10 protein-coding genes and 1 other RNA gene are annotated in these 13,144 nt (G+C 63.1%); all 11 read left to right on the plus strand.

The features are described from left to right. Positions 1-286 precede the first annotated feature (286 nt). A complete protein-coding gene (locus ASD02_RS13310; RefSeq protein ID WP_025427737.1) occupies positions 287-1,477 on the plus strand; it encodes an FAD-binding oxidoreductase in 1,191 nt (396 codons plus the stop codon). Between the two features lie 97 nt (positions 1,478-1,574). Beyond that, positions 1,575-1,974: RNase P RNA component class A (gene rnpB / locus ASD02_RS16715), an RNA gene on the plus strand. A 588-nt stretch (positions 1,975-2,562) separates the two neighbouring features. Continuing rightward, positions 2,563-3,003, plus strand: a complete 441-nt coding sequence (gene mraZ / locus ASD02_RS13315) for a division/cell wall cluster transcriptional repressor MraZ (protein WP_025427736.1) — start codon at positions 2,563-2,565, stop codon at positions 3,001-3,003. A gap of 14 nt (positions 3,004-3,017) precedes the next feature. Beyond that, positions 3,018-4,043, plus strand: coding sequence for a 16S rRNA (cytosine(1402)-N(4))-methyltransferase RsmH (gene rsmH, locus ASD02_RS13320; protein WP_025427735.1), 1,026 nt, complete (start codon positions 3,018-3,020; stop codon positions 4,041-4,043). A 7-nt stretch (positions 4,044-4,050) separates the two neighbouring features. Beyond that, positions 4,051-4,434, plus strand: a complete 384-nt coding sequence (locus ASD02_RS13325) for a hypothetical protein (RefSeq protein ID WP_025427734.1) — start codon at positions 4,051-4,053, stop codon at positions 4,432-4,434. Beyond that, positions 4,434-6,182 (plus strand): penicillin-binding protein 2, encoded by a 1,749-nt coding sequence (locus tag ASD02_RS13330; protein ID WP_025427733.1) that lies wholly within the window; start codon positions 4,434-4,436, stop codon positions 6,180-6,182. Before ASD02_RS13325 ends, ASD02_RS13330 begins: the two co-directional genes overlap by 1 nt. A 67-nt stretch (positions 6,183-6,249) precedes the next feature. Next, positions 6,250-7,713 carry a UDP-N-acetylmuramoyl-L-alanyl-D-glutamate--2,6-diaminopimelate ligase gene (locus tag ASD02_RS13335; RefSeq protein ID WP_025427732.1) on the plus strand — a complete coding sequence of 488 codons (1,464 nt, stop codon included), beginning with the start codon at positions 6,250-6,252 and terminating at the stop codon, positions 7,711-7,713. Position 7,714: 1 nt separating this feature from the next. Then, the gene (locus ASD02_RS13340; protein ID WP_057220765.1) at positions 7,715-9,154 is read left to right on the plus strand and encodes a UDP-N-acetylmuramoylalanyl-D-glutamyl-2,6-diaminopimelate--D-alanyl-D-alanine ligase; all 1,440 of its coding nucleotides are present in this window, start codon (positions 7,715-7,717) and stop codon (positions 9,152-9,154) included. A gap of 236 nt (positions 9,155-9,390) precedes the next feature. Continuing rightward, positions 9,391-10,491: a phospho-N-acetylmuramoyl-pentapeptide-transferase gene (gene mraY, locus ASD02_RS13345; RefSeq protein WP_025427730.1), complete on the plus strand. Its 1,101-nt coding sequence runs from the start codon at positions 9,391-9,393 to the stop codon at positions 10,489-10,491. Between the two features lie 7 nt (positions 10,492-10,498). Next, positions 10,499-11,890, plus strand: a complete 1,392-nt coding sequence (gene murD / locus ASD02_RS13350) for a UDP-N-acetylmuramoyl-L-alanine--D-glutamate ligase (protein WP_057220766.1) — start codon at positions 10,499-10,501, stop codon at positions 11,888-11,890. A 99-nt stretch (positions 11,891-11,989) separates the two neighbouring features. Then, positions 11,990-13,144 carry a putative lipid II flippase FtsW gene (gene ftsW, locus ASD02_RS13355; RefSeq protein ID WP_025427728.1) on the plus strand — a complete coding sequence of 385 codons (1,155 nt, stop codon included), beginning with the start codon at positions 11,990-11,992 and terminating at the stop codon, positions 13,142-13,144.

Genomic DNA, 13,144 nt, shown 5'->3' on the forward strand with positions numbered 1-13,144 from the left:
ATGTTTTACAGCGCCGCGCGTCTTATTAGACGCGCAAAGGTCGCTGTAGCACTTTAAACTTGCTGCATAATTTCGTCCTTAATCGGATCCGATTTAAGGAATTATGCAGTAAGGGGCATTGTTTCTATCGAATACCGAGCATCATCCGCTGACCGTCCTTGAGCGGTGGCAGATGCTCCAGCCGGACAGGTCTCGCGTTCCGGCGATCTTCGAAATGTGATGCCCCCGCAGTGTCATAACTGCACTGACATGCTATCTCCGCCTGATCGAGATGATGGGGACGGACATGTCGGAAAGCTTTGATTTCATCATTGTCGGCAAGGGCATGATGGGGGCGGCCGCAGCACGGTACCTGGCGCTTTCCGGCGCACGGGTGGCCTTGGTCGGGCCGGACGAGCCCAGCGACTGGGCCAATCACGGCGGCGTCTTTTCCAGCCATTACGACAATGCCCGAATCACCCGCACGATCGACGACGATCCCGTCTGGGCGCGTCTCGCCAAGCGTTCCATCGACCGTTACAGAGAGATCGCCGGGCAAAGCGGCATCGATTTCTATGCGGAAGTCGGCTGCCTGATCGCCGGCCCGGCGCCGGGCGGAAGCTACGACTATATCGAGAAGGTCGCCAAGGCTCGCGACGCGCTCGGCGTCGAGGCGCCGCTTCTGGACGAAGATGCACTGTCCGAACGCTTTGCCTGGTTCCGTTTCCCCCAGGGCTTTGCCGGCATCCACGAGGCGCAAGGGGCCGGCTACATCAATCCACATGCGCTCGTTCTGGCGCAGACGATCTGTGCGGAAAAGGCCGGCGCCCGGATTGTCCGCAGCGAAGTGGCGTCCGTATCCGAGGCCGGCGACCGCGTCGTCGTCACGACGACAGAGGGCGCAACACTCACTGCGGGACGCGTGATCGTTGCCGCCGGCGGGTTTTCCCTTTCCGACACGCTTCTTCCCCGACCGATCGACCTCGTCGTCAAGGCGCGCACCGTGTTCTTCGCGGAGGTCGCGGCTGACGATCTGCCAACCTATGACCATATGCCATCGCTGATCGGTGCGTCGCCGGAGCAGGCGAAGAGCTACTACCTGCTGCCGCCGGTCGCCTATGCCGACGGCAAGCATTACATCAAGATCGGCGGCGATCCGACCGACCGCATTCTCAAGAGCGAGCCCGAGGTGCGGGCGTGGTTCCGGGGCAGCGCCGGCGCCGGAGCAGCGGAACACATGGGCGGATTGCTCGCCGAGGTGATGCCCGGCTTCAAGCCCGCTTCGACGCATTTCCGCCCCTGCGTGACGTCGTTCACCCGCCACGGCTTTCCCTATATCGGCTTTGCCGGCGGCGATCGTATTGCCGTCGTCACGGGTGGTAACGGCCAGGCGGCGAAAAGCTCCGACGAGATCGGTCGGCTTGGCGCCAAGCTGGTGATGGATGGTCGGATCGACGATCCGGCCTATGAAACGGATTTCGCCGTCTCGTTCCGCTAAGCACTGAAGTAAAAGTGTGGCGGCGTGCCAAAGCCGAAACGTCGAGATCGCCGTTTTTCTCTGGCGCTCGGCTTCCCGGTCGGTTAAGGACCGCCTGCCAGTTGGCCGGGCAGCCGCGCTCCGCAAGTGCCGAAAGGCCGCGGGGGGAGGAAAGTCCGGGCTCCACGGAAATACGGTGCCGGATAACGTCCGGCGAGGGCGACCTCAGGGAAAGTGCCACAGAAAGCAAACCGCTCCGCTTGCGGAGTAAGGGTGAAAGGGTGGGGTAAGAGCCCACCGCGGACATGGCGACATGGACGGCACGGCAAACCCCACCGGGAGCAAGACCGAATAGGGATGACGCGGGCGCGCAAGCGTCCAGCCTGTTTCCGGGCCAGTCATCCGGGTGGGTTGCAAGAGGCTGCGTGCAAACGTAGTCCCAGATGAATGGCTGCCACGTTCCGTTGTCTTCGGGCAATGGGGCCATACAGAACCCGGCTTACAGGCCAACTGGCGATTTCTTCCTTCTATAGCGCCGCGCGTCTTGTTAGACGCGCAAAGGTCGCGGTAGCACTTCGAATTGCTGCATGTATCCTTAAATCGAATACGATTTAAGGATACATGCAGTAGACGGCGATGCTCTTAGCAGCAGCGAGGCTTTGGGCAGCGCAAGTTCGGCTGACGTCCTTTGCTCTTTGTGCCAGCTAGGACGCGAAAACCATGGCCGCAGCGCCGTCCGCCCGCTTGGCTGCAATCTTGCTGATATTCCGATTTCCCAACGATTTGAAGCCGTTTGGCCGTCGCATTGCGAGGCATCGGGGGTGCTTTCGTAACCCTTCGTTAAACTTAACAACCTATCAATATTTGATCAGCTACCCAGCTGTTCAAGAGCCAATCCCATTGACGCCCATATGGTCCCATGATATCCCATAATGGTACTGCGCAAGGGCCGCGTCGTGGCCCGTCATCGCAAAATTCCAGTGTCTCCCGGCTTCGGGAGATGGGCGGACATGTTGGTGTCCGGCGGGGGCGTTTTGTGGGTGTGGTCGAGTGTTCCCGCGGGTCGATGATAATGGCCCGTCAGTCTTGGGCGGCCGTTTCGCGTCATGAACCGCTTCTTGTCAAATGCTACCAATCGGATCGATGCAAAGGGGCGGGTGTCCGTGCCTTCGGCGTTTCGTTCCGTGCTGTCGGATGGAGGCGTTCGAGAGCTATACTGCTTCCAGGATTTCGTCTTTCCGGCGATCAGCGTCGGTGGGCCGGAGCTCCTGGATCGGTTCGAGAGGCAGATGGCGGCCGAGGATCCTTTTTCTCCGGCGGCCAACGAGATGTCGCTGCTCGTTCACGGGGGCGGGGTCTTCGTCAAGCTCGATCCGGAAGGTCGGTTGATGGTGACGGATTTCATCCGCGACTTCACCGGTATCTCGACCGACGTGATGTTCGTCGGGCGGGGCGATTATTTTCAGCTCTGGGAGCCGCAGGCCTTTGCAAAGGCGCAAGCGGCGGCCCGGGAAGGGCGCAAATCACGGGGGTTGCGTCCGGAATAGAATGGAGAGGCGGAATGGTGACGGAACAAGGCGGAGGAACTTCTGAAGCCGATGGCGGACCGGTCCGTCACATTCCCGTCCTCCTGAGCGAGGTTCTCGCGGCGCTCGATCCGGCCCCCGGCAAGGTCATTCTCGACGGCACGTTTGGTGCCGGCGGTTATGCATCCGCCATCCTCGATGCTGGCGCCGATGTGATCGCGCTCGATCGCGATCCGACGGCGATCGCCGCGGGCCAGTCGATGGCTGCGGCCGCGGGTGGTAAGCTCAAGCTCATTCACTCCCGTTTTTCGCAGCTCGCCGAGCATGCGCCCGCCGGCAGTCTCGACGGCGTGGTGCTCGATATCGGCGTGTCGTCGATGCAGATCGACGAGGCCGAGCGCGGCTTCTCCTTCCAGAAGAAGGGCCCGCTCGACATGCGCATGTCGGCAGCCGGCGTTTCTGCCGCCGACGTCGTCAACCGGGCCAAGGTTTCCGATCTCATCCGCATCTTCGGTTTCCTCGGCGAGGAAAAGCAGTCGGGCCGCATCGCCCGCGCCATCGAAAAGCGCCGGGCCGAAACGCCGTTCGAAACCACCCGCGATCTCGCCGGGTTGATCGAAATCGTCACTCCGCGCAAGGCCAAGGACAAGATCCATCCGGCAACCCGCGTCTTCCAGGCGCTGCGCATCTTCGTCAACGATGAACTCGGCGAACTCGCCCAGGCGCTTTTTGCCGCCGAGCGGGCGCTGAAGCCGGGCGGCCGTCTCGTGGTCGTCACCTTCCATTCGCTCGAAGACCGGATCGTCAAGGCTTTCTTCCAGGATCGCTCGGGCAAGGCTGCGGGTTCGCGCCATCTGCCACTGGTGACCGCGCGTGCGGCAACCTTCACACCAGTTGGAAAGCCTATGGTGGCCGCCAGCGAGGAAGAAGCGTCCCTCAATCCGCGCGCCCGGTCTGCCAAGCTCAGAGCCGGTATCCGCACGGAAGCGCCATCGCCGGGAAACGATCTATCCATTTTCAATCTGCCGGAACTGGCGAGCCTTGCACGGTTGGGGGGCTGAGAGAGATATGCTGCGAACACTCGACATAGTCCTGATCGTCGTCATGACGGCAGCCGCCACGGTCACCTACACGATCAAGCATCGTGCCGAAAACAAGCTGGAAGAGGTGCGCAGGCTCGATGCCGCCATCAAGCTGGAAGAAGACACGATCGACCTTCTGCGCGCCGACTGGGCGCTGCTGACGCAGCCGAACCGGCTGGAACGTCTGGTTGGCGCCTTCGGCGCTGATCTGCAACTGGCACCGACGCCGTCGACGCAACTCGTGCGCCCGCAGGAGCTGCCGATGCTGAAGGCCGACGTGCCGCCGACGGAAGAAGAAAAGAAGCTCGCCGCCGCCAAGGCGTCGGAGAAAAAGACCGATAATATCGCAACAGGTTCGGTGGCGCGCTGATGTCGTTTCTCTCCCGCATCATGGTCTTGAAGAGCAAGGCGCATTTCTCCGCAGGCGGCAACAACCTGCCGGCCGAGGCCAAGCTCAACGTCACCTTCCAGGGCACACGCAAGAAGACCACCAATCAGGCGAAGAACCGCGTGGCGATCATCATCGCCAGCTTCGGCATCGTCTATGCGGTCATCGGTGGCCGCCTGGTGCAATACGGCATGGCGCAGCCGGAGACGGTTTCGAGTATCGGCCGCGCCGACAATCTGATGGCCTCGCGCCCGGATATTCTCGACCGCAACGGCGAGATCCTCGCCACCGACATCCGCACGGTCTCTCTCTATGCCGAGCCGCACAAGATCGTCGATGCGGATGAGGCGGTCGAGCGGCTTGCAACCGTGCTGCCCGATCTCAACGCCCGCGACATCTACAACAAGCTGAAGTCGAAATCGCGCTTCCAGTGGCTGCGCCGCCAATTGACCCCGAAGCAGCAGAGCGAAATCCTGGCGCTCGGCATTCCCGGCGTCGGTTTCCGGCCGGAAAAGCGCCGCTTCTATCCGGGCGGCCCGACCGCCGCCCATGTTCTCGGCCACGTCAACATCGACAACCGCGGTGTTGCCGGCATGGAGCGCTACATCGACGGGCAGGGGCTCGCCGATCTCGCCGCCATCGGCATGACCAGCGATGCCAAGCTCGAGCCGGTCAAGCTGTCGATCGACGTTCGGGTGCAGAACATCGTGCGCGACGTCATCGATGCCGGCATGAAGAACTACCAGGCGCTGGCCGCCGGGGCCGTGGTGCTCGACGTCAATACCGGCGAAGTGCTGGCGTTGGCGTCGGTCCCCGATTACGACCCGAACAAGCCGGCCGAAGGTGCCGAAGAGGGCTGGATGAACCGCATGTCGAACGGCACGTTCGAGATGGGCTCCACCTTCAAGACGTTCACGATCGCCATGGGTCTCGATTCCGGCAAGGTAACGCTCAACGACAGCTTCGACGCCTCGGCACCGATCCGCATCGGCGGCTTCACCATCAAGGACTTCCACGGCAAGCGCCGGGTGCTGACCGTTCCGGAAATCTTCCAGTATTCGTCGAACATCGGCACCGCCAAGATCGCCGACCTGATCGGCATTCCCGGCCACAAGGAATTTCTGACCCGGATCGGCCTGCTGTCGAAGCTGCCGACCGAGCTGCCGGAAGTCAAATCCCCGAGCCAGCCGCGCGAATGGAAGAAGATCAACTCGATCACCATCTCCTTCGGCCACGGCGTTTCGACGACGCCGCTGCAGACGGCTGTCGCAGGTGCCGCGCTCGTCAACGGCGGCAAGCTGATCCCGCCGACCTTCCTGCCACGCTCGCAGGAGCAGGCCGATGAACTGGCGACGACGGTCGTCAAGAAAAGCACCAGCGACGACATGCGCTTTCTGCTTCGCTGGAACGGCATCGCCGGTTCGGGCAAGCGCGCGCAGGTGCCGGGCTTCAACGTCGGCGGCAAGACCGGCACGGCCGACAAGGTCGTCAACGGCCGCTATGCCAGCGACCAGAACTTCAACGCCTTTCTCGCAGCGTTTCCGATCGACAATCCGAAGTACATCGTGCTGACTTTCATTGACGCGCCGAAGACCGGCGAAGGCGGCGGACGGACCGCCGGCTCGAATGCCGCGCCCATGGTTCGCGACATCATCAGCCGCTCCGCACCGCTTCTCGGCGTCGAACCGAAGTTCGGAGAAGATGGTTCTGCCATGCTTGTGTCTTATTAGGCATGAAATGAGAATGCGGACGATTCGCGATTCCGGCGAATTGAGAGCGATGTGAGACGTGCGGTTCATGAAGATAAAAGACCTGGCGGGAACGAGCTTCCCTGAACTTTCTGCGCAACTGGATGGCGCTTCCTCGCAGATCGAGGTTGCCGGCATTACGGCCGACAGCCGGCATGTGCAGCCAGGAGATCTTTTCGTCGCCGTCTCCGGCACCAAGGCAAACGGCACCAGCTATATCGTCGACGCGCTTGCGCGCGGCGCCGTTGCCGTCGTCGCTGAATCCGGCGTCAAGCCTGATGGATCCTCCGCACCCGTTCTTTCGCTCGGCAACCCGCGCGCCTTTCTCGCGCGCGCCGCCGCCGCGTTCTACGGTCGCCAGCCTGAGACGATGGTTGCGGTGACGGGCACGGCCGGCAAGACCTCGGTCGCCTCCTTCACCCGGCAGATCTGGGCGCATTCGGGCCTTGCTGCCGCGATGATCGGCACGACAGGCGTGGTGGCGCCCGGCCGCAACGACTACGGTTCTCTCACCACGCCCGATCCGGTTTCCCTGCACAAGCTTCTTGCCGAACTCGCAGATGCCGGCGTCACCCATGCGGCGATGGAGGCTTCCAGCCACGGCCTCGACCAGAGCCGGCTCGACGGCGTCAAGCTTTCGGCTGCGGCCTTTACCAATCTCGGCCGCGACCACATGGACTACCATCCGACGGTCGAGCACTATATGGCGTCCAAGATGCGGCTGTTCGAAGCGTTACTGCCGAAGGGCGCGCCCGCGGTTGTCTTTGCCGACGACCAGTGGTCGGAACAGGCGATTGCGGCTGCCCGCAAGGCCAAGCTCGACGTGCGCACCGTCGGCCGCAAGGGCGAATTCATCTCGCTGAAGCGGGTCGAACATTTCCGCCACAAGCAGTCGGCCGAAGTGCATGTCGGCGACGACATCTTCGAAATCCATATTCCGCTTGCCGGCGATTTCCAGGTTGCCAACGCGCTTGTCGCGGCGGGACTTGCGATCTCCACCGGCATCAGCGCCAAGGCGGCGTTCTCCGCGCTTGAAAAGCTGCAGGGTGCCTCCGGCCGCCTCGAACTGGTCGGCCAGACCAGGGACGGCGCGCTTGCCTATGTCGACTATGCCCACAAGCCCGATGCGCTCGAAAATGTGCTGGCCTCGGTGCGGCCGTTCACGACGGGCCGCGTTATCGTGGTCTTCGGCTGCGGCGGCGACCGCGACAAGGGCAAGCGACCGATCATGGGCGAGATCGCCACGCGGCTTGCCGACGTCGTGATCGTCACGGATGACAATCCGCGCTCGGAAGTGCCTGAGGTGATCCGCTCGGAAATCATGGCTGCGGCTCCAGGTGCAACCGAAATCGGCGACCGCGCCGAAGCGATCCGTGCCGCCGTCGGCATGTTGACAAGCGGCGACACGCTGATCGTCGCCGGCAAGGGACATGAGGAAGGCCAGACGGTCGGTTCCGTCACGCTGCCGTTCTCGGATCATGCGGAAGTCCGCAAGGCATTGGGAGGTCTGTGATTTGAACTGGCTCTGGACAAGCAGCGATCTTCTGGCCGCAATGAACGGCCGTCCGGTTGGAAACCTGCCCGAAGGAGTAAGCGGCATATCGATCGACAGCCGCTCGGTCGGCAAGGGCGAAGCCTTCTTCGCGATCAAGGGCGACCGGGTCGATGGCCACGACTATGCGGGCCTTGCGCTCGCCAATGGCGCCGCACTCCTCGTTGTCAGCGAAGGCAAACTGCCGGCGCTCGGCCGCCTCAGCGCGCCACTGATCGTCGTCGACGACGTGCTTGAAGCGATGATTCGGCTCGGTTGCGCGGCGCGCGACCGCAGTGCTGCGAAGATCATCGCCGTCACCGGTTCCGTCGGCAAGACCACCACCAAGGAGATGCTGCGGCACGTGCTGGTGCCGCAAGGGCGCGTGCACGCCTCCGTGGCCTCGTTCAACAATCATTGGGGCGTGCCGCTGACGCTTGCGCGCATGCCCGAGGCCACCGATTTCGGCATCTTCGAAATCGGCATGAACCATCCGGGCGAGATCCGGCCGCTGACGAAGATGGTCCGCCCGCATGTGGCAATCGTCACCAGCATCGCTGCCGCTCATCTCGGAAACTTCGACAGCCTGGACCAGATCGCCGAGGCCAAGGCCGAGATCTTCGAGGGCGTCGTCAATGGCGGCCACGCGGTCATCAACCACGACAGTGCCCAGTACAAGCTGCTCGAAAAGGCCGCGGGTACGGCTGGCGTCAGCTATATCCACTCCTTCGGCGTCAACCCGAAGGCGGAGTTCCGCCTCGTCGAGTTTGCCGGTGCGGCGGACGGTTCAGTGCTTTGGGCCGCCCTTGGCGGCCGGACGATGGAAATCACCATCGGCGCTCCTGGACGTCATATCGCCGAGAACGCGCTGGCCGTGCTCGCGGCGGTGAAGCTGGTCGGCGCCGATGTCGACTACGCCGCCTCGTCGCTGGCGACGATGCAGGCCGAAACGGGCAGGGGCCGCCGGCACCAACTGTTGATCGGCGCGGGCACACTGACGCTGATCGACGAGAGCTACAACGCCAATCCGAGCTCGATGCGCGCGGCGATTTCGCTGCTGCAGGATTCAGCACCGGCGCCGGGCGGGCGCCGCATCGCCGTGCTCGGCGACATGCTGGAGATGGGCGAACACGCCGCCGGCGTTCATGCCGCGCTCGCCAAACCTCTCGTCGAAGCCGGCATCAGCGATGTCTGGCTTGCCGGGCCGTTGATGGCCCACCTGCGCGACGCGTTGCCGCCGGAAATCTCCGTCGTCTACCGCGAAACGGTGGACGAACTGAAGGCCTATGCACTCGGCGCGGTTGCGACCGGCGACGTGGTGATGATCAAGTCTTCGAAGGGCACGGGCTGCGGCAAGATCGTGCATGCGCTGATCGAAGCCTATCCGGAGCCCGAGGCCGAGGGGGACGAAGCGACTGCGTGATTGCCGGACTGCAAGCGGTTCAGCGGCAATGATGCAGTCGACCAAATGACGACAACGATCTTCGCGTGCCTCAAGCGGCGCGCTGCGTTGTAGTGGTCGTCGCCGATGCTGGCGGCGGTGGATACAGCCTTGGGTTAGGCAGCGCGGCCTAACACTTTCGCATACAAGCGCGTATCGTTTTTCAGATGATTCTGTTGGACGGTGTCCGATTTTAAACCTTTGGGGAAAGGTCCCTTATGCTCATCTGGCTCGTGGAACTGGCGGACCACTTTCAGTTTTTCAATCTCTTTCGCTACATCACGTTCCGTACCGGTGCAGCGCTTTTCACTTCGGCCTTGATCGTTTTCCTTTTCGGTCCGCGCATGATTGCCTCCCTCCGCATCCGTCAGGGCAAGGGTCAGCCTATCCGCGCCGATGGTCCGCAGACGCATTTCAAGAAGGCCGGCACGCCGACGATGGGCGGGTTGATGATCCTTGCGGGCATCGTCGTGTCATCGCTTCTGTGGGCCGATCTTTCCAGCGTCTATGTGGTCTCGACCCTTCTCGTCACGCTCGGTTTCGGCGCCATCGGCTTTTATGACGACTATCTCAAGGTCACAAAGCAGTCGGACAAAGGCTTTTCCGGCAAGGCGCGTCTCGGCTTCGAGTTCATCATCGCCGCGATTGCCGTGTTCTTCATGATGCAGGCGTCGCTTTCGGGCGGTGCTGCCGGCTCGACCTTCGGCTCCTCGGTCACCTTCCCGTTCTTCAAGGACCTCGTGATCAATCTCGGCTATTTCTTCGTGCTGTTCGGTGGCTTCGTCATCGTCGGCGCCGGCAATGCCGTGAACCTGACGGATGGTCTCGATGGGCTTGCCATCGTGCCCGTCATGATCGCGGCGGCCGCCTTCGGCCTCATCGCCTATCTCGCCGGTAACGCCGTTTTCGCCAATTACCTGCAGATCCATTTCGTGCCCGGCACGGGCGAGCTCGCCGTCATCCTCGGCGCCGTCATCGGCGCCGGCCTCGGCTTCCTCTGGTTCAACGCGCCGCCCGCCGCCATCTTCATGGGTGATACCGGTTCGCTGGCGCTCGGCGGCCTGATCGGCACCGTTGCCGTCGCGGTCAAGCATGAATTTGTCATGATCATCATCGGTGGCCTGTTCGTCATGGAAACGCTGTCGGTGATCATCCAGGTGTTCTGGTTCAAGCGCACCGGGCGCCGCGTCTTCCTGATGGCGCCGATCCACCACCACTTCGAAAAGAAGGGCTGGACGGAAAGCCAGGTCGTGATCCGCTTCTGGATCATCGCCGTCATCCTTGCGATGGTCGGCCTGTCCACCCTCAAGCTGCGGTGAGCGGACGATGATCGCGGTCAGCACATTCAGGGGCAAGAAGGTCGCTCTTTTCGGGCTTGGTGGTTCGGGGCTGGCGACTGCGCAGGCGCTCGTCGCCGGCGGCGCCGAGGTGACGGCCTGGGACGACAATCCCGACAGCGTCGCCAAGGCCGGCGAGGCGGGTGTGCCGACAGCGAACCTGCACGGCATCGACTGGCGTGCCTTTGCCGCCTTCGTGCTTTCGCCCGGCGTGCCGCTGACCCATCCGAAGCCGCATTGGACCGTCGACCTCGCGCATGCCGCTGGCGTCGAGATCATCGGCGATGTCGAGCTTTTCGTGCGCGAGCGCCGGGCGCAGGCGCCCGATGCCCCGTTCATCGCCATTACCGGCACCAACGGCAAATCGACGACCACGGCGCTGATCGCCCATATCCTGAGGGAAAGCGGCCGTGACACCCAGCTCGGCGGCAATATCGGCACGGCCGTACTGACGCTTGAGCCCCCGAAGGCCGGCCGCTTCTATGTGGTCGAGTGCTCGTCCTACCAGATCGATCTGGCGCCGACGCTCAACCCGACGGCCGGTATCCTGCTCAATCTCACGCCCGATCATCTCGATCGGCACGGCACCATGCAGCACTATGCCGATATCAAGGAGCGGCTGGTGGCCGGCAGCGGCACGGCGATCGTCGGTGTCGACGACAGCTTCTGCGCACTGATTGCCGATCGCGTCGAGCGGGCGGGCACCAAGGTGGTTCGCATCTCGCGCCGGCATGTTCTGGCCGACGGGATCTATGCCGAAGGCTCGCGCGTCCTTGAGGCGCACGGCGGAACGTCGCGGCTCTTCGTAGATCTCGATGGCATCCAGACGCTGCGCGGCGGCCATAATGCGCAGAATGCTGCCGCGGCAATCGCCGCATGCCTTGCCGTCGATGTCAGCGAAGACGCGATACGCCAGGGGCTGAAAAGCTTCCCCGGCTTGAAGCATCGCATGCAGCCGGTCGGCCGCAAGGGTGCTGTCGTATTCGTCAACGACAGCAAGGCGACCAATGCGGATGCAGCGGCCCCGGCGCTGTCGAGCTACGAGCGCATCTACTGGATCGCCGGCGGCCTTCCGAAGGAGGGCGGCATCACTTCGCTGTCGCCGTTCTTCCCGAAGATCGTCAAGGCCTACCTGATCGGTGAGGCCGCACCGGCCTTTGCCGCAACGCTCGGCGAGGCGGTGCCCTTCGAGATTTCAGGCACGCTGGAAAAGGCCGTGGCGCATGCCGCAGCAGATGCCGAGCATGATGACAAAGGCGCGTCGGCGGTGATGTTATCCCCGGCTTGCGCAAGTTTCGACCAGTATAAGAACTTTGAAATACGCGGCGATGCCTTCGTGACGCACGTCAAGGCATTGCAGGGCGTGACGATGCTGATCTGACGCTCGCCGTCCGCGCGCCCATCCGGCGCGCGACGGGTGGCGGTGATGCCGGGGTTTCGGACGTTTGGCGCAGGCGCGCCTGATAAAGGGGACTGACAGATGGTAAGCCGAGCCGAACGTGGCCCTGTGGCCGACTGGTTCTGGACGATCGACAGGTTCTTCCTGGCGACCTTCATCCTGTTGATGGGCGTGGGCTTCATGCTGTCGTTTGCGGCAAGCCCGGCGGTCGCCGAGCGCATCGGCCTCGACAGCTTCCACTTCGTCAAGCGCCACGCCGTCTTCCTCTTGCCGTCGCTGGTGGTGATGGTCGCCATCTCCTTCCTGTCGCCGAGGCAGGTGCGCCGCGCCGCGATCATCCTGCTCGGCGTGTCGCTCGCGATGATGGTGCTGGTGCTGTTCATCGGCCAGGAGGTCAAGGGCTCGATGCGCTGGATCTCAATCGCCGGCATTTCCATCCAGCCCTCGGAATTCATGAAGCCAGCCTTCGTGGTCGTCTGCGCCTGGTTGTTTTCGGAACATGCGCGCCAGCCGGAAATTCCCGGCAATCTCTTTGCCATCCTGCTCTTCGGCATTGTCGGCGCGCTGCTCGTCGCCCAGCCCGACCTTGGCCAGACGATCCTGACGACCGCGGTCTGGGGCGGCATGTTCTTCATGGCCGGCATGCCGTGGCTGTGGATCATCGTGCTCGCCGGCGCTGCCTTCGGCGGCTTCTTCGTCGCCTATACCATGCTGCCGCACGTGGCCGGCCGTATCGACAAATTCCTGACCGGGGAGGGCGATACCTTCCAGATGGACACGGCGCGCGAGGCGATCATCCGCGGCGACTGGTTCGGCCGCGGTCCGGGCGAAGGCATCGTCAAGCGCATCATTCCCGATAGCCACACCGACTTCGTGTTCTCGGTGGCGGCTGAAGAATTCGGCATCGTCTTCTGCATGCTGATCGTGATGATCTTCGCCTTCCTGGTGCTGCGCGGCCTCAACCACGCCTTCCGCGAGCGCAACGACTTCAACCGCTTCGCCGTTGCCGGCCTCGTGCTGCAGATCGGCATCCAGTCGATGATCAACATCGGCGTGAACCTCGAACTGCTTCCGGCCAAGGGCATGACCCTGCCGCTGATCTCCTATGGCGGCTCGTCCATGGTGGCGATCTGCGTCACCGCCGGCTTCATCCTGGCGCTCACGCGCCATCGCCCAGAGAAGCGCGCCGTGGAGCGTAGCCTGTTTCGGTCCGGCATTGGCGTGCCGGCGGAGTAA

Source organism: Ensifer sp. Root1252 (assembly GCF_001425885.1).
Lineage (GTDB): Bacteria > Pseudomonadota > Alphaproteobacteria > Rhizobiales > Rhizobiaceae > Ensifer > Ensifer canadensis.